This window comes from Flavobacterium sp., assembly GCF_039595935.1.
Taxonomy (GTDB): domain Bacteria; phylum Bacteroidota; class Bacteroidia; order Flavobacteriales; family Flavobacteriaceae; genus Flavobacterium.
The window spans coordinates 705,270-731,909 of sequence record NZ_JBCNKR010000006.1 but is presented as its reverse complement, the minus strand read 5'-3'; the positions used below and the strand labels follow the sequence as shown (position 1 = coordinate 731,909).

Below are 26,640 nucleotides of genomic sequence, written 5' to 3'. Positions count from 1 at the left end.
GTTACAGTATCTTGTTAAAACGAGAAATTGAAATGTTTATTAATTAACAAACATTTAAAATCTTAAGTATTATCTTGCGGCTTTAATTAAATAAGAAAACGCTACTTTTGTGCGTTAAATACGAACTAAAAATTTACAATGGATATAGTTATCAAACTCTCTCAATTTCTATTGAGTTTATCTTTACTTATTATTCTTCACGAATTAGGACACTTTATTCCTGCAAAATTATTTAAAACCAGAGTCGAAAAATTTTATTTGTTTTTTGATGTTAAATATTCACTATTAAAAAAGAAAATTGGCGAAACAGAATACGGAATCGGATGGTTACCACTTGGAGGTTATGTAAAAATCTCAGGAATGATCGACGAAAGTATGGACAAAGAGCAAATGGCACTTCCACCGCAGCCATGGGAATTTCGTTCTAAACCAGCTTGGCAGCGTTTAATTATTATGCTTGGCGGTGTTACTGTAAACTTTATTTTGGCGTTTATTATATATATAGGAATGGCTTATGCTTACGGTGATACGTATGTGGCAAATGCTGATTTAAAAGACGGAGTTTTTATCGAAAATCCTGCAATGCTTAAAGCTGGTTTTAGAACTGGAGATAAAATCATTTCTATTGATGGCAAAAAGGTAGAAAATTTTGACAGTGACATGAACATGAATGTGATTATGTCGAAACATATTTTGATTGAAAGAGACGGAAAACAACAAACAATTAATATCCCGAATGATTTTGTTGATCAATTATCTAAATACGAAAAAGGTTTATTAATCAACATTAGGATGCCTTTTGTTGTTGGTAAAATTGCTGATGATTCTGAAAATACTTCTTTGAAACCAAAAGATATTATTGTAAGTCTTAATAATCAAAAAGTAAAGTATTTTGATCAGGCAAAAGTTATTTTAGAAGCTAACAAAGGAAAAACAATTCCAGCGGTTGTTTTACGTGATTTAAAAGAAACTCCAGTTACGGTTAAGGTTTCTAAATTAGGAAAACTTGGTATTGGTGTTGGAGGTTTAGGCATCGAATCTTTGGAAAAATTAGGTTACTATAAAGTAAGCACAAAAGAATATAGTTTCTTCGAATCTATTCCGGTTGGAATTCAAAAAGGAAAAGATCAGTTAGTAGGTTACGGAAAACAGCTGAAAATGATTTTTAATCCTGAAACAAAAGCTTACAAACAAGTGGGTGGTTTTGCAGCGATTTACAACATTTTTCCAAGTTTCTGGAGCTGGGAAACGTTCTGGTCAATCACAGCTTTATTGTCAATTATGCTTGGAGTTATGAATTTATTGCCAATTCCGGCTCTTGATGGCGGACACGTGATGTTTTTATTGTATGAAATTATTAGTGGTAAAAAACCGAGCGATAAATTCCTTGAAAACGCCCAAATGGTTGGCTTCGTACTACTTATAGCGCTGCTTTTGTTCGCAAACGGTAACGACATTTATAAGGCAATTATGAAGTAGAAAAAAAAATCAAGAAAAAGAGTTAAAATATTTTTGAGAAACTAAAAAATCGATTATATTTGCACTCGCTAAAAAGAGCAATACTTTCCTCCTTAGCTCAGTTGGTTAGAGCATCTGACTGTTAATCAGAGGGTCCTTGGTTCGAGCCCAAGAGGGGGAGCAACTTTTTTTAGCAAACATATTTACCTTTAAGGTGATTCCTCCTTAGCTCAGTTGGTTAGAGCATCTGACTGTTAATCAGAGGGTCCTTGGTTCGAGCCCAAGAGGGGGAGCTTATTAAATACCACTTACTATTTGTAAGTGGTATTTTTTTGTTTATACGGCTTTTTAAATTTTATTTATATTTTTTGTAAATTTGTAAAACTATGAAAGACATATCAAATACAACTGAAAGAGTTAAGTTTGCTTTAAAGCAAATGGAAAAAGTTATGCCTATTGTTAAGCAACAAGTAGCCGTTTATGAAAGAAACATAGCATTAGGTAAAGACCAAAGAAAACCACCCATAGCTCCTCAGTTCAAAAATGTCTAAACCCATTTTACTTGTTATAGCAGGATGCAATGGATCTGGAAAATCAACTTTTTCAAAAGCACTTTCGCCTGACAATTTCACCCCTTTTGATTACGATTTTCAATTTTTAAAGTTTTACAATTCCTTAATTGATTCAGACATAAAGGAAATGATGGCTCATCAAATGGCTTTTAATGAATTAGAAAAACAAATTAAAAACGCAATTAAAAATAAATCTAGTTTTTGTTACGAAACCAACTTCAATTCTACTCCTCTCCATTGGCCCGACATATTTAAAAGTAACGGGTATGATTTGCAGCTAATATTTCTGTGTCTTGATTCCATTCAAGAAGCTAAAAAAAGGGTCGCAATTCGTGTAGAAAATGGCGGACATTATGTTCCGGAAAATGAAATAGAAAAACGCTATTATGATGGGTATAACAATCTGAATACATTTTTTGATTATTTTGATTACGTAGATTTATACGATTCTTCAAAACATTTAAATCATCCTTCCCATGTTTTATCTATCGAATCTGGAAAAATTTCTTCTTTAAACAAATTACCCGATTATTTAAATAACTTGATTCCAAACATAATCAAGATTATACCTTGAAAAGAATAAATTTTCTTCCAGCAATTCAATCATATTTCAAACATAGCTCGTGGTTTCAACCACGATAAACGCGACACAAATTATAAAAAATGTATTACCCAAAAATTGCATTTTCGCGGTTGAAATCGTGGGCTATGTTTATAAATCCTATTAAGTTTTTTATGGTTTAATTGCTTGCCTATTTTATGCTTTCATGCATTTATTGGTTCACGTTTTTACTCTCAAAAATTTTCATCATTTCTTCTGCTTTTCCTGTTTCGTTGATTGCTTTTAATGATTGTCCATATCTAAAGTAGTAAACGGTTTCTAAGTTTTTATCCAAATCATATAACTCAGAATAGTATTTGACAGCTTCTTCCAGATTGTCTTCAAAATAATACTTGTCAGCCACTTTTTTAAGCATTTCTACAGATTTGTATCCTTTATCTAAAACATTAGCGTAGGTGTCTACAATATCTACTTTTACGAACTTTTCCGAATAGGCCGGTTTGGTAACCTCAACATCGACTGGTTTAACGGTTTCTACATTCGCATCTGCCATATCTTTTGAAGCCATAATTGTATTTGTTAATCGGGCTCTTGGTTTTTTATAAATTGGGGTTACCGTTCTGGTATTATTCGGGCCAAGATCGTTAGTATAAACCATGTCAAGTTTTGAAACTTCGTATTTGGTAGTTCTTTTTCCAAAAGGCATATTGATAACCTCAACAACCAAATACGATTCTATAACACGATCGTCGTCTGGTTTGTTGTCAAATTTAAAGGGCGCTCTGCGAGTGTCTGCATTGGCAACCAAATAATTAGTCTGCTGGGCAAAACTATTTATAGAAAACAAAGCCGCAAGAGCAAAATGTCGTAAATATGTTTTCATAAGTAATGTAATTAAAGTTAATACTCCATAAAACACTATATAAAGCTACTGATTTCGTGACACTTATACATTACTTTAACTATGAAGTACTTATAAAAACGATTAAGTGTGCGTTTTGCTTTTTGCCCAACAATTTGTAGTTTTTATAATTATGGTTTTTGATCTTTTGCTGTGCGAAAAATTGTATTTTTGTGTTATCCCGAAAAACCAAAATTGTATCGCACAAAACAAAACTTGTATTTTACAGACAAAATACTTTTTTCAGGAATTTTAAATATCTTTGAATTATGAGCACACTAACAAAACCAAATCATATAGGGCGAAAAATAAGCCGCATTCGTGAACTTCGTGATATGAAGCAGGAAGCTTTGGCGCAGGCTTTAGGCACAAACCAGCAGACTATTTCTGCTATTGAAAACAGCGAAACTATTGACGAGGAAAAACTGAAAGCAATTGCCGAAGCTTTGGGCGTGTCTGTTGAAGGAATTAAAAATTTCTCTGAAGAAGCTATTTTAAATAACATTCAAAATAACTACGAAGGTTCTGTTGTTCATAGTGGACCAACTGTAAATCATAATTGCTCTTTTAATCCTCTTGATAAAGTTGTGGAACTTTATGAGCGTTTGGTTCAGGCTGAGAAAGATAAGGTTGAGTATTTGGAGAAGTTGTTGGAAGGAAAGTAGAATTTCTTTTTTAAAATCTATCAAAAGAAATAATAGACCTTTTTGCTAAATAACTATTGCTATTAGTTTTAGCAATAGTTATTCATGAGTAGTATTAAATCGCTTTAAATAAGTCCCAAATATGGATATTCTTTTTGTAACAATGAGTAAAAGGAAATATACCTTAACCGTACCTAATAAAAGTTAATACATATTTATTAATTATAATGTTTGCATAAATTTTATTGTTTAAGATTTAAAATTTCTGTTGCATTATCTGACTTCCACATTTTTAGATTATTCGTTTCATCAATATAAAGCCTAGCCATTTTTGCAAGCTCTTCAGTAGCATAATTATATTGAGCACTACTTACTTGACCAGCACTTAATAATGTACTATACCCAACTTGAATTTCCGCATGTGCTTTATTTATATCTCTAATCGGCCATAATATAGGCTTGTAATAAATCTTTGCGTGATTTCTTATTTCATTAACAAACAATAATGCTATTCCATAGAAATTTTTTTCTTTAATAGCTGGCTTAGAGTTTTTGTCTAAACGAACTCCTTGGCGTTTACAATAGTTTAATGTCGTGTAACTAAGCCTATTAACCGACAAGTCATCTGTCTTTACCCTATATGCATTGGGCTTTACATTTCCTTTAGCATTTATATTAAGAGGATTAAAAACCACTTTTACAATTTTTTCATCCTCTTTAATTTCTTTAGGAACTGATTTAATAAAGAGCTTGAATTTTTCTAATAATACTTCCAATAGTTAATTCGTTAATTTCTACATCATTAAAAAACTCTACCTCACTACCATTAAATTTAGTATAGTAAGATATTGCGTTATTCCCAATTTCTAAAGATAGTCTTTCTTCAAGATCATTTTCCCAAATTAAACTAGCTGTTCCAGTTGGATTTGGAAATATATCAGTAGGTGGAAAGAATTCAGAACTTAAATCCAAAACTTCTAAAAAGTCAATAGCATTTGCAGCACTTTTCACTTGTAAAGGAAATGCTCCATAGCCATCCCAACTTTCTTGTAAAGACTTAAATGATAAGATTGATTCTATAATCTCTTTCTTTTTTCTATTATTTAATACTTCATTATTTAGAAGATAATTATCCATTAAAAATACATTTTCATAATCCTCCAAAGAAAAAACACTTTGTTCGTTAATAACATTTTCAATATTAGGCTTAATATCAACTTTAGAAATTTCTTTTACAATCGAAGCGTTAGCAACATTGCATACCCCAAACACTAAAGCTGTCGAGTAGGCTCCTGCAAGTGCGCCATATCCATTATTTTTAGTTTCCAAGAGCTCACAAATATCCTCTCGACTGTAATTCATGTCCTCTATAATATATTCACTTATATATTCATTCATTGTTTAAGATTTTTACCGATTTACTATTTAAGAACCATATAAAAATATCAAAAATTTCTTCATTTAATTTTCTAAATATCTCTGAAAGATTTTCACAATTGATGTTTTCTGCGTTATATCTATCAATATCACAAATTAAATGTCCTAAGTTAGGGTTTACATTTGCGCTGTTAGGCTGAACTGTTAATCCTGATTTTAAATTTAATCCATCTTTGTCCTTTACGTAATTAACGCTATTGACATTTTGTTGGATAAATTCTTCCATCGGGTATGTATCTAAACTATAAGCAATCCTTTCGTTTAATAAATCTTTTGCTATCTGAGTTAAGCTTGTATTTTCAGGTATTTTTATTCCGATTATATTAATTTTTCTAATTGCAATTCTTGTTACATTCAAAATATTAAATGAAATCAATAGATTTTTTATCTTATTTATTTCAAAGTTTTGAATATCTGCGAAGTTTTTATATCCTAAGCCATTAATATTGATATCTATTGAAGTAGGGGTAAAAATAATTGTTTTATTTCCATCGTTAGATTTAAGAGAAAATCCTTGCCCTCTAGTTGTATTTACAATTGGGGTTTCATGTTGAAACTGAATTTCGTAATTTTTTGAAACATTATCATGCATTCTAGGATACTTCTCTGCAAATTCAGTTAAAATTTGACCCTTATTATCGCATATAACATTATTTTCTTCAAATCTAAACTGAATAGTAACTGTTCTTAAAAAATTACGTGTAAAAGTCTCTTTAATTGAATGGTCTACATTAGGAAATCCAAACATATTTTTTTTATAAATATAACTATATTAATACTATATATAAATATATTAAATCAAAATTAACTTCGATTTAAACTTTTGCAAAGGTACAAATTAAATATTTTTCGCTACTAATATATTAATTTACTTGAAACAGTGCATTAATATTTAAGAAAACTTAATTTCAATTTAAAAATTACTCATTAAAAAAGCATAATTTATTAAATTATACAAACAATAAATCAACTAGAATTTCAATAGTAAACAATCAACTTAACTCTTATAATTTTTTGATTTGTAACTGTTTATATTGTAAGATTTTTAAGCTTTAAGGTATGAATTAAATTAATTCATTTTGCAATTAATATTGAAAATATTAAGAAGCATGATCGAAATCATCAGTAATCCTTTAAGCTCATTTTTTTTAATCATCTTGTCAATGCTAGAAAAGTTATTATTTATAAATTCTCATTCAATTTCGTATACCTTGCGTTTTAATTTTTCAACTCATTATAACTCAAAAAAAAAGCGCCGCAATCCAAAGATCACAGCGCTTTTCTATTTTCATTAAAAACCTAAAACTTCTTAAACCCCTAATTTCTTAGCAATTTCAGCAGGAATTCCGCCTTTGTTTACCATTAAGGCAGTTGTTTTATATTTCACGAAATTTTTGGTTACAAATAAGAAACCTTTGTAGTCGTTTGTTTCTCCCCAGGAATTTTTTACGATATAGTATTCTTTTCCGGTTTGATCTTTTGCAAGACCAATAATATGCATTCCGTGGTCGTCTGTAGTGGTGTAGCTGTCAAACGCTGCCTGACGCATTTCTGGAGTAATTTCCGGTTCAGCTTTTGGTCCGTTAAACATATCTGCTTTTTCTTCGGCAGTCATGTCGTCAAATTTCTTTGTTGGTACGTATGCCACACCGTTTTTCCAGCTAAAGCTTTTCTCGCTTACGTCTGTCGCCCAAGCCACTGTATAACCTTTTTTCAATGCATTGTCGATAATATCGGTCATGTCGTTTACTTTTACGTTGTAAACCTGATCTAATGACCAGTTATCTGGTACCATTAAAGTTGTTTTTTGGTAATATGGAGCCGTTGTAAACGAAGACATTTCTACATATTCGTCAGGATTAATTCCTACCACTTCTTTTGCAAAAGACTGCGGCGTATAATTTTTTCCTTTGTAATTGAAGTTATCCGGCACTTTTCCTAAATAAGAATCGATAACGGCAGCATACGCTTTTTGCCAGTTTGGAGTTAACTCTCCGTTTGGATTTTTAACCACCGCAGCCAAAACACCTTCGATAAGAGCAGACATTTCGGCAAATTTATTTTTATCCGTTCCGTAGTTCAAACCTGTGTAAACTTCTCTTGGTACGGTTCCGTATTTTTTGTACATATTAATTACGTCGTGCAGCGAACCTCCGTCACCTAAAGTGATTGCGCCGTGCATACGAACATAATTTACACCTTTGTCAACATACACATTTCTTGCCGAAAATACCTGAGAAAGTTCAACAGGCTGTTTTCCTAAACGAATCATTTCTGACTCTAAAAATGAGTTTGATGCATAACTCCAGCAAGTTCCGGATGAACCCTGGTTTTTAATCGACGTTGTTCCTAAGTTAACTACTTCGGTGAATTTAAAAGCTTCTTTACTTTTATCACTCGCATTTAGCTTTAAGGAATTTACCAAAATGTCCTGCGCAAAACAGCCGCTTACACCCACTAAAAATGCAGATGCCGCGAAAACTGATTTCATCGTATTTTTATACATAATCAAAAGATTTAAATAGTTACTTATTTGTAGCCTGTATTATATTTTTGTTACAAAAAAATTAAATATTCGGTAAATAAACTATTATTTAACAGTTAATGTTTATACAATGTTTTTATTAATCCTCAAAACCTTACAAACTATATAAAAACATAATCTGTTTACAATCAAATCTTTTTTGATTTTATATGCAAATAAATAGTATTTTGGTTCCATAAATGCCACGCAACAAAACCGAAAATGTACGAACTCGAAAAAGAGCAATATTTAGGTAATACTAAAAACATTTTTACAACTTCAAACGGAATTGCGGTTGTCGAAACCGAATACCAAAATAAGGTTTACGAAGGCTGGCATTCGCACAATAACGCACACATAACGCTTTTCCTGAAAGGCGGAACTACTGAAAAAAGAAAAAATTTCAGCGAAACAGTCGGTTCCGGTTCGTTATTATTTTATCATAGTGATGAACTTCATTTAAACCAAAATACACTTTTTCCTTCCCGAAATATTAATATTGAAATTGAAGAAAACCTGCTGAAAGAACTTCAAATGTCTGAAGCTGTACTCGAAAAATCGATTCAAAATTCGGCATTTACCAAATTTCTTATTCTGAAGATTTTCAAGGAAACGCTTACCGCTGATGCTTTTTCTGCCGATACGATTACGATGCTTTTTTCGCAGATTTCGAATGCTCAAAATCATTTGGAACGATTTGAAAAAAGTCCATTTTGGGTCAAAAGTTTACAGGAATTACTGAACGATTGTTGGAACGAAAACCCGAATTTGCAGGATTTAGCGACGGTTTTAAACTTAAATCCCATTACGATTTCAAAACATTTTCCGAAATATTTTGGCTGTACTTTGGGAGAATATATGCGGAGAATTAAAATTAATCGTTCGCTTTCACTGATACAAACGCACGAAAGTAATTTAACCGAAATCGCCCTCGAATGCGGATTTGCAGATCAGAGTCATTTCATCAGAACGTTTAAAAACCAAACTGGATTTCTGCCCAAACAATTTCAAAAATTGTAAAGAGGCAAATTTCATTCTATTTTTTGTTTTCGGCCTGATTTACTTTTGCTTCAAATTAATAAACCAAACCAAAATGGAAACGCTTACCACAAAACAAAAAATATTCAATTTCCCATTAACCAAAATTATTTTAGGATTAATTGCTTGTCTTTTAATAATTAATATTGGGCAGTTCTTTGCGGGGAAATTATTACTGCAAACTTCTCTAGACAAAGATTATAGAAATCTTATAAAAGGAATTATTGTGTGTGGTTTAGCTTTAATAAGTTATATTGACTTTTTTAAATATTATGAAAAAAGAACCATAACAGAATTAGCTGTAAAAGGACTTGCCAGAAATTTAATCATTGGAATTTTAATTGGTGTAGTTTTACAATCGCTTACAATTTTGGTAATTTACCTTAATGGCGATTATGAAATTCTTTCTGTAAATCCGTTTTCGTTTATCATTATTCCGCTTACAATTGCTTTTACCGCGGCAATTATCGAGGAGATTTTGGTTCGCGGAATCCTTTTTAGAATTATGGAAGAAAAACTGGGAAGTTATTTTGCCTTAATAATTTCGGCACTTATTTTTGGCGCTCTGCATTTGGTAAACGAACATAGTACTTTACTTTCTGCATTATGTATTACTATTGAAGCCGGATTATTATTAGGCGCTGCTTTTATTTATACCAGAAATTTATGGTTCCCAATCGCGATTCACTTTGCGTGGAATTTTATGCAATCGGGAATTTTCGGCGCCATCACATCCGGAAACGCCAAAACAAACAGCTTACTGATTTCTAAAATTCAGGGTTCTGAATTTATTACCGGAGGAGATTTTGGTCCCGAAGGTTCTGTTCAGGCAGTTATATTTTGCTCTGCAGCTTCTATTATATTATTGGCTTTAAGCCGAAAGGAAAATAAAATTATTAAACCGTATTGGAAGAAATAATTTTTTTCTGCCACAAATTCACGAATTATATTTGAGTTCCCGATAAATAATTATTGGGAATTTTACATTTCACAATTAACAACTCACAATTCACCATTAACAATTCACCATTAACAATTAACAATTAACAATTAACAATTATCTAAGCCAATTACTTCCAAAAACAATATAATACGCCCAATCTTCATTTCCTCTGGCAACATCAATTCCCATTCGGAGTTTGAATTTTCGTGCTATTAAATATCTAAAACCCGTTCCGTAACTGTACACAACCGGTTTGGCAAAAGCCTGATCCCAGTCGTTAAAAGCACTTGCGAGACCTCCGTAGCCCATAAGGCTCCATCTTCGATACAAATCCCAACGTAATTCGGCTTCGGTAACAATACTGGTTTTTCCCTGATATCTTGCTGCCGGAATCCCTCGAAGGTTAATCCCCGGCCTTAGATAAAAAGGCGGACTCCCAAACGCCTGCTCTCCTTCTACCCTAAGCCCGCCAATTAATTTTTCTGTTAATGGATAAAATCCTATTGCTGATAAATTGACGCGCCAGGCATCATAATCGCTCCCTATTGCATCATCTGACCAAAAGAAATCTGACTGAAGCCTGATTCCTTTATCTGGTGTAAAAATATTGTCGCGTCCGTCAAACTGAATCGCCCCTCCAAACTGGCTCACTGTACTTTTTATATCGCCAGGTTTTACAAACGGCGGGGGAAGGTTAATATCCGGAAGGTTTATTTTAGAATTTATAAAGAAATATTGCGGCCCTGCGCTCCATTTTGCATTTCTAAATTGTTTTAACCATTGGGTATAAAAAACAGTCGATTTGAAGTTGAGTTTAAATTCCTGATCGGGTACGTTTGGCAGATTGTTTTCATAAAAAGATAAATTCATATCGCCATATCCGGCCATTACGCGATATAAAATTCTAGGTTTGACCAAAGTTGCTGATCGAAATGCACCTACCATCCAGCTTTTGTTTCCGGTATACATTCCGAGTCCTCCTGTTATATCCGGATTTATGAAACGTTTTTTGCCGTTTTCATCAATAACCGGCGGTCGTTTTTTTAGAAATACAGGTACAAGTGCGCCTCCAATATTTCCCAAAGCAGGCTCTGTAATAATGGTTGGAACCACAATAAAACCATGTGCATAAATAATATAATCACTTAAGTCGAATGCTCCATCGAGAGAATCTTTTACACTAATATGAGGTTTTTGTGCCGTTATTGCTTGTAAAGAAAAAAGACAAAATGCAAAAATGAAAACTAACTTCTCAAAAAGTTTTCTGTTTTTTAATGAAGAATCTGAATCTGTATTTCTCATTTAAATCAAATTTTAAAATTTATTTATCTCTTAAAACACATTCAATCCTTTATCATTATTCTTTCTTTTCTTTTGCTAAACTAAACACATGTGCCAGAGTAAGGAAAAAAGTGTTTCCCTGAAAACGATTGTGAGCACCAAATTCCGGAAGCCATCGAAGTCCTGCAGAAGTTTTACAGCCAATATGAAAATAGTTTACCTCAGCACCCACAGCAGCAATTCTGTCTTTGTCTGGTTCAAGTACAAAATTACCTATCGGGATTTTATCATTTGACACTTTATATTGTAAATAATAAATTATACCAGCATTTAAAATTCCTGTTGGTGCGGTTTTTTCGGCATTTAGCATGTAAAAAGTTTTTCCTAAACCGCCATCAAGACTCAAAATGTCTCCAGTTTTTATATCTGTATCTTTCTTTTTTCCGTTTATTTCATAAGATGCCAAAACAGAAAAATGAAACGTTTTTTTATCATTAAAAAACAAAGTTGTTCCAGCTGAAAATTCATTCATAAGCATTCCTAATCCTGCATTGTCTGAAGCTCCTGCGGTAAATTTTCCGGTGGGAAGATATAATTGATAACTAAACACAAAATCGGCTCTTTTTTCATGCCAGCCCAATTGAACTGGCTGAAAATACATGTCTGTAAATGCAAGTGAGTTTTTTGAATCAATGGTATTTCCCTGAATTGTGTTTGAGGCAAAAGCTACTAAAAGTGTCGCTCCGTAATTGGCTCCCAATATTTTAAAACTGCTTACATAATTGGCTCCAATTCCCGTTAAAAACATGGTTAAATCAGGATTTGCTGATTCGTTTCCGTTGGCATCTCTCAATGAACCGGCATCATATAAATAAGCTGGTATATAAACACTTAAAGCATTTGCCGGCGCTTGTGTCCCGGATTGTAATCCCATTGCCCCTAAAATATGCCCGCCTTTGAGCTGTGCATTTCCTAAAAAACAAACGGAAAGGAATAATATTGTAAACGCTGATTTTATTGCTGGTCTTTGTTTTAATTTCATTTTCATGGTTTCTTCTTTAAATTAATTAGACTTTGTAATCAACCTTTACAAACTATTTTTTCAATTTGTTGATTGTTTAAAGAAATAGGAATTGTTTTTTTCAGGGCTGATCCTGATTATTCTGAAGTATTCTGAAGGAGATTTTCCGGTATGTTTTATAAAAGCTCTAAAACAAGTTGTTCTGGATTTAAAACCTGACGCCCACGCCATTCCTTCTAACGAAAGATCTTTCCAGTCTGAATCGTTTATTTTTTCTTTAAAATATTCGATTCTTTTTAGATTGATATAATCCTGAAAATGCAGGTTAAACTCTGAATTAATCAGATTAGAAAGGTTGTTTACCGTAATTCCGGTTTCTTCTGAAATATCACGAATTACCAGATCTTTCTTTAAAAAGAGTTTTTTTGAGGCAAAAATGCTGTCTAATTTAGCCAGATATAATTTTCTTTTTTCGGGAGTTAATTCCTTAACTATCGGAAGTGAATTTTTTGCTTCCTGTGCAGAAAAAGATATTAAATCATCTGCGGCCAAATCATACATTTCGATTTCGTTTGCATCATAAAAAATCTGTGGTTTAAAATACAGCCATCCTACCGTAAAAACTAATACGGAAGAAATAAGAATGTAACATGAATAATCTATGTTATCGACATTGTTGTTTATTAAAAAGAAATGAACAAAAAGTGTAGAGAATAAAAACAACACCGTAAGATTATAAACTCTTATCCAGCTTAAAATTTTTACACGGTTTAAATGATTATTTTCTTTAAATCTTTTTATGTCATAATTTAAGATCATCATAGTCTGGCAGAAAGCATATATGAGCCATACACTAAGACTTAACATTGAGAAAGGACTTTTTATTTTTTGCGAAAGGTAATCTATGAAATAAAAATCAGTGTAATTACCAATCCATACTACAATGGTCAGCGAAAAATAGATTAAAAATGGAAGAAAATGAAACCAGTCGAATTTTTTAAAGGCTGAGTTAGGAAACAAAACACTTCGAACATACAAAAATGCACAAGGAGCCGATAAAAAAATAAACGATTTGGTGATCATAAACAAATCAGGGAAATCTTTAAAAACATTGGCCGATAAGTAAAAATTATAGATGCTTACAACAGCAAGGCTAAACAAAAACAGTCCTAAGAAGAAACTTTTAGAATAGTTTTTCTTTGAAAAAAGAACCATAAATGAAGTAGCAAAACCTACAATTGTCGCTATAAAAAAGAAAAGTGAAAGTACTATATCGATCATAATTCCTGGCTTGATTATAAAAAGTAGAAACCTCATTTCTTTTAAATTACTTCAAAAGAAAATGTAAAATGAAATTTTAACAGAAGCTGTACTTTTCGGGTGAGAAAAGCACAGTCTTCCCTATAAAACTTTTAGATTATTTTTTAACTGCTCCCGGAGGAAATCCTTCTAAGATTTTTTTGATAGAACTATTTATAAATTCCTCAGGATTGTCTGGTTTGCTGTCGATTTGGGCATTTCCAATTCCCTGCCAGACTAACTTTTGTGTTTTTATAGAAACGATATCAATAATTAATGAGCCATCGACATAATCATACGTATTAAATGTCGTATTGGCTCCGCCCATCATGGCACCGCCGCCCCAATATCCGTAAGGGCGATACATTCCGCCATAACCATAAAAATTAGAATCGGCCGTAACTTGAGTTTTATTTTTTAATATAGAAACTGCGTTTACTTTTAAATCCGGATTAGAGCTTTCTGTAAATCCTTTTGCGATCATTTCTGCACGAATTGCTTTTGTAACACGATCTACATTTAATTGATTTACCTGACCTTCCTGTGCTTTTAAATCGTAAACGGCAAAGGTTTTATATTCACTAAAATTGGCAGAATGATCATAATCTGTTGTTACTTTTACTGTTGGAGAACAGCTGTAAATTAAACCCAAAACTAATATTGGGAGTATGCGAAGATTTGTTCTTTTAATATTCATCTTATAGAATTTAAATTAATGATTAATTAGCTTAACTCGAAATTTTTAATTCTGAAAAATCTTGAATGAATCGTAAAGGGCTTCGACTGATGTGCGGGGAAAACACAAATAACTATATTACAGGCATTTAGATACAATTCAAAGATAAATCATTTTATTTAATTAACATAATAAACGGCATAAAATTCTTACTTATTTAATTTTAACATATTTTAATAACAGAATAAACCATTTATTCGTGTTTGCATTTTTTTTGTTAATGAAAATTATATTTCTGCTGCTATCGGAATTCTGCCTTCTTTAACAGCCATAGTCATTTTGTTGTAATCTGATTCATTTTGATCGGCATATAAAATTGAAAATTTCGAAATCGCATCTGCAAATTCGTTACTATCTCCTATATATCCAGATAATATCGAAGGGTCTCCTGAACGTGCATGAGCTCTCGCAAGTGCCCATCCGCAGGCTTTGGCATAATCTGTCATATTTTCTTCTTTCATAATTTCAAGAACGGGCTTTACTTTTGCATCGCGAAGCTGACGGATATAAAAATATCTTCCTCCTTCACCATCTGTCCATCCCAAAAACATATCTGAAGCTGACTGCATTAGCTTTTGCCCCATAACAATTCGCTCGCCCTGATGTTTGTATTTTCCTTTAATTTTTACATGTTCTTCTAGCACGCTTTTTCTTGCTTCTTTAAACTGCAGAAAAATAGGTTCTCCGGTTGCAGACATTAATAAACAAATCCCGCAAAGTGTTCCAACACTTCCTACGCCTACCACTTTCATTACAAAATCATGCATCGAATATCTGTTTAATAAAATTTGCTTTTCTTCTGAAAGAGATTCTAAATATTTTTTATGAACAAGTTTTGCTTCTTTTAAGGTATAATTCTCTTCATCTCCTGAAAGATGATAAATTAAAGGCGGTTCATCTTTTATTCTTGCCCGGGTACCATCCTGATACGTCATTTTTGCAAATTCTTTTTCATGCGCTGTATATTCCAAAGCTTTTTTTATTCTTTTTTGATGAAATTCTTTTATGTCTTCATCTTTTCCAAATTCGATAAGTTCAGCCAGATCAATATCGGCATACCAAATCTGGAGTGCCGATAATTTACTGTAATCCAGCATATGTCTTTTATAACTGTCAGCAACGTTCCATGCAAATTCTTTACAGCTTTTGTTAGAGAACTTTCTCCATCGGCCGGCAATTGCAAAACTTGCGGCGAGCCTTTTTACATCCCATTCCCACGGTCCCTGAAAAGTTTCATCAAAATCATTAATATCAAAAACCAATTTGCGCTCCGGCGTGGCAAAACCTCCAAAATTCATTAAATGACAATCTCCGCAAAGCTGTAAATTGATTCCTGTATTTGGCGTATGTTCTAAATCTGCAGCCATAATTGCCGCCGCTCCACGGAAAAAAGCAAATGGTGATTCCATCATTCTTCTGTATCGAATAGGCAGCAGACTTTCAATTCTTCCAACACTTGTTTTTATTAAAATATCGATTGGATCTTTGCGATCTTCAGATGCTGTCCATTCCTGATGCGACGAACGCGGCACAATTTTTCTAATCGCCGCACCTTTTTCATAACGTTCTGCTTTTGATGCTGACGGATCAAACGAAATTTCTGTTTTATCTGCTGATTTTTCGATCATAAAATGACTTTAAATTATGAACCCGGAAACACAAAAGCTACAACCGCTCTTAAACCCCAGTCTGGTTTTATTGCCTGATGTCCAACAATTGGAATTAGCGGCTGTACTGAAAATTGAACGACCTGAGAACCAAATTTTGTAATTCCGCCAATAGAAGGATTTAGGGATATTAATGTTATATTACCTTCCCAGTTTTGTGTTATCTCTGAATTGATACCTAAACTGGCTCCGCTTTTATAACTGTAGGATAGAAATATTTGTGTGTAAAACTGATTAAAATCTGCCCGATCCTCATTTCCTGCAACCGACCAAATTTGGTTGGCTATAAAACCAACCGAAAGTCCATTTGCCTGATGCATTATCAATGCGCTTGGACCAACTCCAAATTTTTCTGTTCCTAAAACCTTTTCTGTGGCAGTTGGAACCAAAAATGCCGGACCAATTCCATAGATCAGTTTCTTACTTTTGGGAGCAAAAAAAGCTGTTACGGTAGCATCACTTAAACCAAATTCATGTGTATTAAGTCCTGTTATGTTTCTTTGGTCTACAACCGGAAGGATATAACGTGTGATTAAATTTAAATTATCTGATAATTTAAAAGGAATTACCGGCTGTATGTTGACAGTATACTTGACTCCGTTGTAAGGACCAATTCCATAATTTATATTATTTTGAAGCGGTACACTAATTAAACTCGCCACTGGATTTGCTAATTTATCTGCAAGTTCCTGTGCACTGTTTCCCGGTTTTGAATCCGATTCTTGTGCAATAACCGTGAATGACAGCATCAAAAAAGCTGCACTAAAAATTAATTTATCGATAATACTGCCTTTAATTCGTTTCATAATTATTCCTTCTAAAGATTTTTAATCGACTCTAAAATCCAAATGAAACAGCTCTTTTTTAGAAGAGTTGCTTCATTTTAGATCCTAACTAATTCAAATTATTTATCTGCAAAAACTTTTTTCCAGTCGTCTTTAATGCTTACCACATGCCACTTATTTTTTGCGGCTGTACTTAAGGACAAATTATCTTTTTCCTGATAACTGTATTCTCTAATCGAATCGTTATGATTTACCAGTAATTGAAATGATGGATATTTATTTCCCTGCGAATATTTAAGCATGGCAATATCGCCTGCTCCTCCTTCATTTCCACAGGCAAAAACCGGACGCTGGCCAATATGTAATTGTATACCAACAGGTTTTCCTTCTTTGTCATTAAAATGATCTAGAGCGGGTTCTCTCTGTACTGCATTTTTAGCATCATCGTATTTATATTTAAAAGAAGTACCTACTACCTGGTCTTTTGGAATTCCGTAAAAATCCTGAGATATAGCTCGCACTACTTCTATTGTCCCGCCGGTTACGATATAAGTTTTAAATCCATTTGCCCGTAAATAATTCAATAATTCCAGTTGCGGCTGATATCGTATTTGCTTTACCGGAACATTTTTGCCGGGATATTTTGCATCCTTAAAAAATGTATTGACTGATGTTTCAAATTCATCTTCGGTCATACCTGTATGGGTTGCACCTACAAGCTGTATAAGTGCTTTATCGCCTCCTTTTTCAAAATAGCTTTTATCTTTTTCGATTACGGCTTTAAAAGGTTGTTTTTGTGCCAAAGACGGATTTGCTTCAACCATTTTTTTTACCCGATAAAAAGCAAATAATTCCTGAACATAAGGTTTTTCAGCCCAAAGTGTTCCATCATTGTCAAAAGTTGCGATTCTATTTTCTGTAGGAATAAAATCCGGGCTTCCTTTTTTGGTTACTTTTTCGACATAAGCAATTATATCTTCCTTTAGAGGTCCGTTATTCCAGCTTGGCAAAGGATCGCCGGTTATACTATTCTCTGTTTGCTTATTCTCTGTAGGCGCAGTTAAAGTATCCGATTTTTTACAAGAGAAAAAAAACAAAAGCAATAGCGGTATAAAAATTATTCTTTTACGCATACTTTTTTCTTTTATTAACGAGATTCAGATTCTTAAATCTGAATCTCGTTATCATTATTTATTTTTTCTTTTTTGAAGCTGCCTCTTCTTCCTCTTTAACTTTAGGCAAGCACATTTTTCTCAATATATTTTTGTGCTTTAATATCTCTCATTGCTTCTTCCATTATAGTATAAGCAGAGAAGCTTGGCGGGATTGATCTTGGCGGATATTCCTTAAATGTTTCAGCAAATACTCCTACCTCATAAATAGCTCCATAAACTGCCGGTACATGATTCATTACCCAATCCCAGTAAGTATTTGAAGTAAAGTCGGCCCTTTCAAAAGGATCCTGATACAAATTGAATATTTTTTGAAGACGAAGCTTAGTAAATGGTTCTGCCCAAACTCCAAGTGTACCAGCTAGACGCTGCTCTGCAAAAACATACTTATAGTCTCCTTCTCTTAAACCTACCAAAAGGCCGTCATCATCAGTATAAAAGAATTTATCTCTGGCACTTTTTGCAGATTTTCCACGTAAAAAATTACTTTGATCATAACCATCAAGATGCACTTTATAAGTTTTTCCGTTTGCATTATATCCTTTCAAAAGTTTATTTACTAAATCTGGTTCTCCTGCAATTGAAGCCAGAGTTGGCATCCAATCGTTATGGCTCATTAACTCAGTAGTTATAGTTCCCGGTTTAATTACACCCGGCCAGCGAACTATACATGGCACACGGAAAGCCCCTTCCCAGTTTGTATTTTTTTCTGAGCGATACGGTGTCATGGCACCATCAGGCCATGTATTCATGTGAGGACCGTTGTCTGTAGAATAAATAACAATAGTATTATCAGCTATTCCTAAATCGTCTAATGTTTTAAGAATACTTCCAATAGTTTCATCGTGTTCAATCATACCGTCGATATATTCGCTGTCTCCATGCGTATATCGCCCTCTATGTTCTGCCCTAACGTGTGTACGAAGGTGCATACGAGTCGCATTGAACCAGCAAAAGAACGGTTTTCCCGCTGCATTTTGTCTTTTTATAAAATCAATTGCTGCAGCAGATGTTTCATCATCAACCGTTTCCATTCTCTTTTTAGTAAGGGCACCCGTATCTTCTATTTTTTGTTTTCCAACTCTTCCAAAACGAGGATCGGTAGTAGCATCATCCACATTTGTTGCGGTACATTTTAAAACTCCTCTTGGACCAAATTTTTTGAAATAAGCCGGATCTTTAGGATAATCAGGTAATTCTGGTTCTTCCTCGGCATTTAAGTGGTATAGATTTCCAAAGAATTCATCAAAACCGTTTACAGTAGGCAGATTTTCATTGCGATCCCCTACGTGGTTTTTACCAAATTGTCCCGTTACATATCCTAAATTTTTCATGATTCCACCAATAGACGGATCTAACTGGCTCATTCCCATTGGTGCTCCCGGATATCCTACTTTTGTAAGCCCAGTTCGAAGCCCGTGTTGTCCTGTTAAAAATGCAGCACGGCCTGCCGTACAGCTTTGTTCTCCATAATAATGTAAGAAACGTAATCCTTCGTTAGCTAAACGATCTATATTGGGAGTTGTATACCCCATAACACCATCGCTATAAGCGCTAATATTGGTAGTTCCGATGTCGTCACCCCAAAGAACTAAAATGTTGACTTTTTTTTGAGCTTTCACCTGAACAATCGTGAAGCAGATAAATGCGAAAAGCACTATGGCATTTCTAAATTTACTTTGTTTCATGGTAATAAGATTTATTAATAATTCGTTTGTATAAGGGTTTTTATGTGAAATCGAACTATAACTTTCTGCTTGAATGATGCAGAAAAAATAACCTGTATTAAAAGCAATTTCTTAGAACTTTTTTGCTGTTGATAATGGGGGGATTTGCAACAGCAAGTTTTTAACGTTTTGTTAAGTGTCTCAAAATTAAGTAATAAAAAACCGAATTATCCTATTTTTAAGGCTTTACGTTGTTGCAAATTATAACTTGCAACATCAAAAGGGTTTTATTTTGCTCCAATATGTTTCAAATTATAATTTGCAACATCCATTTTTAAGCTGAAGAATCTTATCTTTTAATTTTTTATAATTGAAAAATTAAAATTGAAGCTATTTAAAGGTATATAACAAAAAAATCCACCCGGTATCGGATGGATTTTTTTAAATATTGTAATCTTAAAAGAAAACTATTCTATTTCAGAAACTCTCATAGTATTAACCATTCCTTTTTCTTTAATTGGCATTGCAGCAAGGTTAATTAAATAATCTCCTTTTGAAGCATACCCTTTTTCAACTGCAATTTTATTTACATCTGTTACTGTGTCATCTGTACTTTCTTCATTATCATAATAGAAAGATTTAACTCCCCATAATAAATTCAATTGTGTTAAGATTCTTCTGTTTGAAGTAAATACTAAAATATGAGCCGAAGATGGTCTCCAAGCCGAGATTTGGAAAGCTGTATAACCGCTGTTCGTTAATGTACAAATTGCTTTTGCTTCGATTTCGTTAGCCAATAAAGCTGCTTGGTGGCAAACTGTTTTAGTAACAAAACGTTTTGTTTTAATTTGCGGCGTATTTTGCGGAACCTGAATTAATGGTGAATTCTCAACAGCTTCACAAATTTGTGCCATTTTTTGAATTACTTGTACTGGATAATTTCCAGTAGCAGTTTCTCCAGAAAGCATTACAGCATCTGCACCATCCATTACAGAGTTAGCAACGTCGTTTACCTCTGCTCTTGTTGGAGTTAAACTTGTAATCATTGTTTCCATCATTTGTGTAGCAACGATAACCGGAATTCGGGCGGTTTTTGCTCTTCGAATTAAATCTTTTTGTACCAATGGAACTTCGTGAGCAGGAAGCTCAACACCAAGATCTCCACGAGCAACCATTAAACCATCGCAGTAAGCTACAATTTTATCCATGTTCTCAAGAGCTTCCGGCATTTCAATTTTAGCAACGATTGGAATTTTATATTCTGAATGCTTAGCGATTAATTCTTGTAAATCTTGTAAATCGCGTGGTGTTTTTACGAATGAAAGTGCGATCCAGTCTACTTTTTGCTCGATTGCGAAGATGGCATCGGCAATATCTTTTTCTGTTAAAGCTGGTAAAGATATTTTTGTGTTTGGAAGATTTACTCCTTTTTTAGATTTTAATTCTCCTCCCTGAATAACTCTAGCTACAACTTCAGTTTTTTTATCTGTTGAAACAATTTCGAAAATAAGTTTACCATCATCAAGCAAAATACGCTCTCCCGGATTCACATCATTTGGGAAATTCTGATATTTCATGAACACTCTTTTTGATGTTCCGATAATATCTTCAGCAGTTGTAAAAGTGATTTCATCACCATCATTTACTACTGTTCCTTCTTCCATTACACCTACTCTAAGTTTTGGTCCCTGCAAATCTCCAAGAATTGCTGTTGTGTAACCAAACTCTTCGTTTAATCCTCTGATGATGTTAATTTTTTCTTTTACTCCTTCGTAATCTGCATGCGAAAAATTGATTCTAAACACATTCACCCCTGCATCGATCATATCTTTAATGATCTCTCTTGTACTACAGGCAGGCCCAAGTGTAGCAACAATTTTGGTTTTCTTACTTGTCAACATTTTTTTTAAAAAATTAGATTGTTTTTTGATTTTATTTTATTGGTATCTACTGCATAAATTGCCGCAATACTTTCTATTGAATTTAGTTGTTGCTGAATTTCTGAAAAATCGACAGCCTCCTCACTGTTATCGATTTTCAGGAAAAAATCTACTTTTTTGAATTCAGGAAGTAAATGAATTGTTGTAGAAACCTCACTTGTTTCATTAGAAAACAAATTCTGGAAATCATTTGTACTCACAGAAATGATCTCATTTTTATTCTGAATCAAATTCCATGAAACAGCTTTCTCAGAATCATAATAATAAAATCTCGAAAAATTTGCCTCGCCTTCTTTAGTCTGAGCATGGATCTCGTTTTTGCTCTTACTTAGGTTAATAGGAAGGGTCTTATTGATAAAATAGGCCAATCTATAATCTTCTAATGAAGTATGAATTGCCATTAAATAATAATCAATTTCGTCAAATTCGTCTAAATCCAATCTATGAACAGCCATATCATGAAAAATCAAGTTGTAAATATACTATTTCTAACGGAGCATCAATAGTTATAATCTGCTTGTTTTTGTTAATTTATAAACGAAAACGATTTAGCATTAAGAAAATTACACCATTTTTGTAATTATTTCTTATCTATTTTTTCCTGAAATGCAAAATAAGCTCTTTGTGAAGCTTTCTCTTCTGCTTTCTTTTTTGAAGTTGCCCGCGCTCGTGCGACCACTTTATCGTCTATACTTAATTTGACCCCAAACAATCGTTGTCCGTCAATGCCGTTATCTTCAAAAATGTCGTAATGAAAGATCCTCTTTTCTTTCTGACACCATTCGATAACTAAACTTTTATAACTAATTACTTTTCCTTCCAGTCTTGCAATATCGACATAAGGTGTAATTACTCTTTTTTGAATAAATCTCTCACAATACGAATAGCCTTTATCCAGATAAATTGCACCAATTAATGACTCGAAAATATTACCGTGAATATTTTCGCCAAAATGCTGAACCGGTACTTTGCTTTCTACAAAACGTACTAAATTCAAATCTTTACCAAGTTCATTCAAATGTTCACGGCTTACGATTTTTGAACGCATTTTTGTCAAATAGCCTTCGTCTCCGTTTGGTGCTTTATTAAATAAATGTGCAGCAATAACGGCGCTTAACATCGCATCTCCTAAAAATTCAAGACGTTCGTAATTGATAGGATGTCCGGCTTCGTCAAGTTTATTTGACGATCTATGCGTAAAGGCTTTTTTATAAAATTCAATATTAATAGGCTGAAAACCAAGAATTTTCTGAATAGTGTCAAAAAAAATCCCGTCTTCTAGAGAACGGGATTTAGAAAATATTTTTTTGATAATATTCATAAGCGAAAATTAGTCAGCTAATTTTTTAAACAATACACAAGCATTGTGTCCTCCAAAACCAAAAGTGTTACTCATAGCAACGTTTACTTCTCTTTTTTGAGGTTTGTTTAAAGTTAAATTCAATGAAGGATCAATGTTTTCATCAACAACCGTATGGTTGATTGTAGGAGGAACAATACTGTGTTTCATTGCCAAAATAGAAGCAATTGCTTCGATAGCTCCGGCAGCACCAAGTAAATGTCCTGTCATTGATTTTGTTGAATTGATATTGATATTTTTAGCATGCTCACCAAAAACATTACTAATTGCTTTTAACTCTGCAACGTCTCCTAACGGAGTAGAAGTTCCGTGAGTATTAATATGATCAACATCTTCTGGATTCATTCCAGCGTCTTTCAACGTATTTTTCATTACTGCAATAACGCCAATTCCTTCCGGATGTGGTGCTGTTAAGTGGTAAGCATCAGATGACATTCCGCCGCCTCCAATTTCACAGTAAATTTTTGCGCCTCTGGCTTTTGCATGTTCGTAATCTTCAAGAACTAAAGCTCCTGCTCCTTCTCCTAAAACAAAACCATCTCTGGTTGCATCAAAAGGTCTTGAAGCTGTTTCCGGGCTTTCATTTCTTGTAGATAAAGCGTGCATAGAACTAAAACCACCCATACCTGCAATAGTTACGGCTGCTTCAGATCCACCAGATATAATAACATCACACATTCCTAAACGAATGTAGTTGAAAGCATCAATTAATGCATTTGCAGAAGATGCACATGCTGAAACTGTAGTATAATTTGGTCCCATGTACCCGTTACGCATAGAAATATGCGCAGGAGCAATGTCAGCAATCATTTTAGGAATAAAGAAAGGATTAAATTTTGGAGTTCCGTCACCTTTTGCATAATACATTACTTCTTCCTGAAAAGTTTCTAAACCTCCAATTCCAGCTCCCCAGATAACACCAACTCTTGTTTTATCAACATTATCGTTTGTAATTCCAGCATCTTTGATCGCCTCATCACTGGCAGCAATTGCATATTGAGCAAATTTATCTAGTCTTCTAGACTCCTTACGATCCATGTAATCTTCAATATTGAAGTTTTTTACTTCGCAGGCAAATTTCGTTTTATGCTTCTCTGTATCATAATATGTGATAGGAGCGGCTCCGCTAACTCCATTCACAAGTGCATTCCAATATTCCTGGATATTATTCCCGATAGGAGTAAGTGCACCTAATCCTGTTACAACAACTCGCCTTAATGCCATAAATATGTATTTTGTGTCTTTAAACAAATAAAACCCATGCTTTCTTAACTGTATTGCTACTTAAGAGCCATGGGTATTACAATATAAATATATCTTTTAGATTGAAAATCAATCGAAATTTAAATTTTAAAAAATAATAACACCCGACTTTTAACAAATTTCAAGTTTCAAAAAATAAATTCCAAAATTTGGAATTTGGAATTTCAAAAATTGGGATTTTTAAAAATCGGGTGTGGTATTATTATTTTTTAGCTTCCTCGATATAAGAAATAGCTTGACCTACAGTAGCAATGTTTTCTGCTTGATCGTCTGGAATTTGAATATCAAATTCTTTTTCGAATTCCATAATAAGCTCAACAGTGTCTAATGAGTCAGCTCCTAAATCATTAGTGAAGCTTGCTTCTGTTACAACTTCGTTTTCGTCAACACCTAATTTGTCTACGATAATCGCTTTTACTCTTGATGCAATGTCTGACATAATCTTTAATTTTAGAATTTAATTTGTTGGCAAAAATAAAAAACTTTATTTTAAAACAACTATTTAGTTTATAAATGTGACACTAATTTATAAAATTAATTTCAAGAAAGGTCTTTTAAAGCTATTTATTTTCGTTTTTTATTCCGTTTTTTGCACTCTCAAAACACACAACTTTATGAAAAAAATTATCGTTTTTGCCTCAGGATCAGGAACTAATGCAGAAAACATTATAAAATATTTTTCGAATACCCAAATTGCAAGAGTCGTTTCTGTTTTTACAAATAATGCGTCTGCAAAAGTTATTGACAGGGCAAAAAATCATCAAATTCCAGTCGAAATCTTCGAAAAAAACGAACTTTTAGAAAGAAACATACTACAAAAAATACAAGAAATCGATCCGGATTTGATCATTCTTGCCGGTTTTTTACTCAAATTTCCAGAAAACATAATTGAACAATATCCAAACAAAATAATCAACATTCATCCTGCACTTTTACCTAAATATGGAGGCAAAGGAATGTATGGAATGCACATACATAGAGCCATAGTAAATAATAAGGAGAAAGAAACCGGAATTTCTATTCATTATGTAAATGAAAACTATGATGAAGGCGCTATTATTTTTCAAGCCAATGTTACTCTGACAGATGAGGACACTCCTGAAACTGTTGCAGAAAAGATCCATGAACTGGAACAAAAACATTTTCCTGAAATTATTCATAGAATTCTTGACGAAAATTCCAAAATTTAAATTCCAATTTCCAATTTTAGACAAAGCATTAAATCTGCAATCTAAAATCTACAATCTAAAATAAATAAATGAATCACGAAGTACATATATATACAGATGGAGCTGCAAAAGGAAATCCCGGCAATGGTGGTTATGGCGTGGTTATGGAACTCGTGGGAACTCCATATAAAAAAGAATTCTACGAAGGTTTTCGCTTAACTACTAATAATAGGATGGAACTTCTGGCTGTAATTGTAGGATTAGAAAAACTTAAAAACCCAAATATGAAAGTTCTGGTTATATCCGATTCTAAATATGTTGTAGATTCTATTGAAAAAAAATGGGTTTTTGGATGGGAAAAAAAAGGATATAAGGATAAAAAAAATCCAGATTTATGGAAACGTTTTTTAATTGTTTACCGAAAACACCAAGTCGATTTTAAATGGATTAAAGGTCACAACAATCATCCGCAAAATGAACGATGCGATCAACTCGCCGTTATGGCATCAATACAGCCGAAGCTTTCTGTAGATGTTTATTACGAAACCATTGGATCTAAGGAATAAAAAAACGCATCAAATATTTTGATGCGTTTTTTGTACTAACTCAATTTCTTACTTACTCTTTATCTAAATCTTTTGCAGTTTTAAATCCAGTCAAAAGTCCGATACCTGCCATTATAAAAATAATTGAAGGGTAAACCGCTCCATCATTAAGAGAAGTGTAAGTTGTAATTACCAAAGCAAGGAAAATTCCAACACCACTACCTATTAATAAAAATGCTAGATTTACTACAAGGATTTTCCATGGTGAGACTCCATTTGCTTTTGCCTGTAAAAAAATACTGGCATCAACCCCTTTTTCTATAAGAGCTAAACGCTCTCTGTTTCTTGTTGAATAAATAAGATAGACAATCCCAAAGATCATCGCAAAAAAGCTAAGTGGTACTAAAATTTCTGGTCCCATAATTTTATATTTTTTTTAATTGATTGATACTCCATATGACGAGGGTTTTTAAAATGAGGTTACAACTTTTTTAAAAAATTTTCAAATTTCAAATCCTAAACCCCAAAATCACCTGATAATCAGTTAATTTTGAATTAATATTTCTTTTAATAAATGTCAAAGCTTTGTCAAAGTTTAAAACTTTGACAAAGTTCTATACTATATATATGTATAATTCAAATTTGGAATTTTTAAA

General features: G+C 33.1%; 27 protein-coding genes and 2 tRNA genes. 10 read left to right on the top strand and 19 right to left on the bottom strand.

The window, feature by feature from the left end; all coding sequences use genetic code 11:
• Positions 1-138: 138 nt before the first annotated feature.
• The 5 genes from rseP to ABDW27_RS12900 all read left to right on the top strand — a co-directional run bounded on the left by rseP (position 139) and on the right by ABDW27_RS12900 (position 2,604).
• Positions 139-1,479 (top strand): RIP metalloprotease RseP, encoded by a 1,341-nt coding sequence (gene rseP / locus ABDW27_RS12920; RefSeq protein WP_343696286.1) that lies wholly within the window; start codon positions 139-141, stop codon positions 1,477-1,479.
• A gap of 86 nt (positions 1,480-1,565) precedes the next feature.
• Positions 1,566-1,639, top strand: a tRNA-Asn gene (locus ABDW27_RS12915).
• Between the two features lie 38 nt (positions 1,640-1,677).
• A tRNA-Asn gene (locus ABDW27_RS12910) sits at positions 1,678-1,751 on the top strand.
• Positions 1,752-1,844: 93 nt separating this feature from the next.
• Positions 1,845-2,009 carry a hypothetical protein gene (locus ABDW27_RS12905; protein WP_343696285.1) on the top strand — a complete coding sequence of 55 codons (165 nt, stop codon included), beginning with the start codon at positions 1,845-1,847 and terminating at the stop codon, positions 2,007-2,009.
• A complete protein-coding gene (locus tag ABDW27_RS12900) occupies positions 2,002-2,604 on the top strand; it encodes a zeta toxin family protein (RefSeq protein ID WP_343696284.1) in 603 nt (200 codons plus the stop codon). The genes ABDW27_RS12905 and ABDW27_RS12900 overlap by 8 nt, the downstream gene beginning before the upstream one ends.
• A gap of 199 nt (positions 2,605-2,803) precedes the next feature.
• Here the strand turns inward: ABDW27_RS12900 and ABDW27_RS12895 are convergent, their stop codons facing one another.
• On the bottom strand, positions 2,804-3,475 hold the full coding sequence (locus tag ABDW27_RS12895) for a hypothetical protein (protein ID WP_343696283.1): 672 nt from the start codon (positions 3,473-3,475) through the stop codon (positions 2,804-2,806).
• 287 nt (positions 3,476-3,762) lie between these two features.
• Between ABDW27_RS12895 and ABDW27_RS12890 the strand changes: the two genes are divergently transcribed.
• A complete protein-coding gene (locus ABDW27_RS12890) occupies positions 3,763-4,158 on the top strand; it encodes a helix-turn-helix transcriptional regulator (protein WP_343696282.1) in 396 nt (131 codons plus the stop codon).
• A 221-nt stretch (positions 4,159-4,379) separates the two neighbouring features.
• Here the strand turns inward: ABDW27_RS12890 and ABDW27_RS12885 are convergent, their stop codons facing one another.
• The 4 genes from ABDW27_RS12885 to ABDW27_RS12870 form a co-directional block, all read right to left on the bottom strand.
• A complete protein-coding gene (locus tag ABDW27_RS12885; protein WP_343696281.1) occupies positions 4,380-4,913 on the bottom strand; it encodes a hypothetical protein in 534 nt (177 codons plus the stop codon).
• Positions 4,876-5,535, bottom strand: coding sequence for a hypothetical protein (locus ABDW27_RS12880; protein WP_343696280.1), 660 nt, complete (start codon positions 5,533-5,535; stop codon positions 4,876-4,878). The genes ABDW27_RS12885 and ABDW27_RS12880 overlap by 38 nt, the downstream gene beginning before the upstream one ends.
• On the bottom strand, positions 5,528-6,322 hold the full coding sequence (locus ABDW27_RS12875; protein WP_343696279.1) for a TIGR04255 family protein: 795 nt from the start codon (positions 6,320-6,322) through the stop codon (positions 5,528-5,530). The genes ABDW27_RS12880 and ABDW27_RS12875 overlap by 8 nt, the downstream gene beginning before the upstream one ends.
• Positions 6,323-6,883: 561 nt before the next feature.
• Entirely contained in the window at positions 6,884-8,065 is a 1,182-nt protein-coding gene (locus ABDW27_RS12870) for a C1 family peptidase (protein ID WP_343696278.1), read from the bottom strand.
• A gap of 255 nt (positions 8,066-8,320) precedes the next feature.
• Between ABDW27_RS12870 and ABDW27_RS12865 the strand changes: the two genes are divergently transcribed.
• Complete coding sequence (locus ABDW27_RS12865; RefSeq protein WP_343696277.1) at positions 8,321-9,118, top strand: helix-turn-helix transcriptional regulator; 798 nt, start codon at positions 8,321-8,323, stop codon at positions 9,116-9,118.
• A gap of 73 nt (positions 9,119-9,191) precedes the next feature.
• Entirely contained in the window at positions 9,192-10,055 is an 864-nt protein-coding gene (locus tag ABDW27_RS12860) for a type II CAAX endopeptidase family protein (protein WP_343696276.1), read from the top strand.
• A 138-nt stretch (positions 10,056-10,193) separates the two neighbouring features.
• Here ABDW27_RS12860 and ABDW27_RS12855 read toward each other — a convergent pair whose 3' ends face one another.
• From ABDW27_RS12855 to ABDW27_RS12795, 13 genes are all read right to left on the bottom strand, one after another.
• Positions 10,194-11,381: a hypothetical protein gene (locus ABDW27_RS12855; protein WP_343696275.1), complete on the bottom strand. Its 1,188-nt coding sequence runs from the start codon at positions 11,379-11,381 to the stop codon at positions 10,194-10,196.
• Positions 11,382-11,436: 55 nt separating this feature from the next.
• Positions 11,437-12,402, bottom strand: a complete 966-nt coding sequence (locus ABDW27_RS12850; RefSeq protein WP_343696274.1) for a transporter — start codon at positions 12,400-12,402, stop codon at positions 11,437-11,439.
• 60 nt (positions 12,403-12,462) lie between these two features.
• Positions 12,463-13,662 carry a helix-turn-helix domain-containing protein gene (locus ABDW27_RS12845; protein WP_343696273.1) on the bottom strand — a complete coding sequence of 400 codons (1,200 nt, stop codon included), beginning with the start codon at positions 13,660-13,662 and terminating at the stop codon, positions 12,463-12,465.
• Positions 13,663-13,798: 136 nt separating this feature from the next.
• Positions 13,799-14,377: a DUF4136 domain-containing protein gene (locus tag ABDW27_RS12840; RefSeq protein WP_343696272.1), complete on the bottom strand. Its 579-nt coding sequence runs from the start codon at positions 14,375-14,377 to the stop codon at positions 13,799-13,801.
• Positions 14,378-14,643: 266 nt separating this feature from the next.
• Positions 14,644-16,044: a DUF2252 domain-containing protein gene (locus ABDW27_RS12835; protein ID WP_343696271.1), complete on the bottom strand. Its 1,401-nt coding sequence runs from the start codon at positions 16,042-16,044 to the stop codon at positions 14,644-14,646.
• Positions 16,045-16,058: 14 nt separating this feature from the next.
• Positions 16,059-16,889, bottom strand: a complete 831-nt coding sequence (locus ABDW27_RS12830; RefSeq protein ID WP_343696270.1) for a hypothetical protein — start codon at positions 16,887-16,889, stop codon at positions 16,059-16,061.
• 98 nt (positions 16,890-16,987) lie between these two features.
• Positions 16,988-18,001: an HAD family hydrolase gene (locus ABDW27_RS12825; protein ID WP_343696269.1), complete on the bottom strand. Its 1,014-nt coding sequence runs from the start codon at positions 17,999-18,001 to the stop codon at positions 16,988-16,990.
• 101 nt (positions 18,002-18,102) lie between these two features.
• Positions 18,103-19,728, bottom strand: coding sequence for an arylsulfatase (locus tag ABDW27_RS12820; protein WP_343696268.1), 1,626 nt, complete (start codon positions 19,726-19,728; stop codon positions 18,103-18,105).
• Positions 19,729-20,174: 446 nt separating this feature from the next.
• Positions 20,175-21,608 (bottom strand): pyruvate kinase, encoded by a 1,434-nt coding sequence (gene pyk, locus ABDW27_RS12815; protein WP_343696267.1) that lies wholly within the window; start codon positions 21,606-21,608, stop codon positions 20,175-20,177.
• Between the two features lie 5 nt (positions 21,609-21,613).
• Positions 21,614-22,102, bottom strand: coding sequence for an IPExxxVDY family protein (locus tag ABDW27_RS12810; RefSeq protein WP_343696266.1), 489 nt, complete (start codon positions 22,100-22,102; stop codon positions 21,614-21,616).
• A 125-nt stretch (positions 22,103-22,227) separates the two neighbouring features.
• Positions 22,228-22,968, bottom strand: coding sequence for a ribonuclease III (gene rnc / locus ABDW27_RS12805; protein WP_012023223.1), 741 nt, complete (start codon positions 22,966-22,968; stop codon positions 22,228-22,230).
• A gap of 9 nt (positions 22,969-22,977) precedes the next feature.
• Positions 22,978-24,231, bottom strand: coding sequence for a beta-ketoacyl-ACP synthase II (gene fabF / locus ABDW27_RS12800; RefSeq protein WP_343696265.1), 1,254 nt, complete (start codon positions 24,229-24,231; stop codon positions 22,978-22,980).
• A 241-nt stretch (positions 24,232-24,472) separates the two neighbouring features.
• Complete coding sequence (locus ABDW27_RS12795; RefSeq protein ID WP_007137004.1) at positions 24,473-24,709, bottom strand: acyl carrier protein; 237 nt, start codon at positions 24,707-24,709, stop codon at positions 24,473-24,475.
• A gap of 175 nt (positions 24,710-24,884) precedes the next feature.
• On the opposite strand from ABDW27_RS12795, the gene purN reads away from it, so the two are divergent.
• Positions 24,885-25,460: a phosphoribosylglycinamide formyltransferase gene (purN, locus tag ABDW27_RS12790; protein ID WP_343696264.1), complete on the top strand. Its 576-nt coding sequence runs from the start codon at positions 24,885-24,887 to the stop codon at positions 25,458-25,460.
• 68 nt (positions 25,461-25,528) lie between these two features.
• Positions 25,529-26,005 (top strand): ribonuclease HI, encoded by a 477-nt coding sequence (rnhA, locus tag ABDW27_RS12785; protein ID WP_343696263.1) that lies wholly within the window; start codon positions 25,529-25,531, stop codon positions 26,003-26,005.
• A 52-nt stretch (positions 26,006-26,057) separates the two neighbouring features.
• On the opposite strand, the gene ABDW27_RS12780 is transcribed toward rnhA, so the two are convergent.
• The gene (locus ABDW27_RS12780) at positions 26,058-26,405 is read right to left on the bottom strand and encodes a DUF6249 domain-containing protein (protein ID WP_343696262.1); all 348 of its coding nucleotides are present in this window, start codon (positions 26,403-26,405) and stop codon (positions 26,058-26,060) included.
• Positions 26,406-26,640 lie beyond the last annotated feature (235 nt).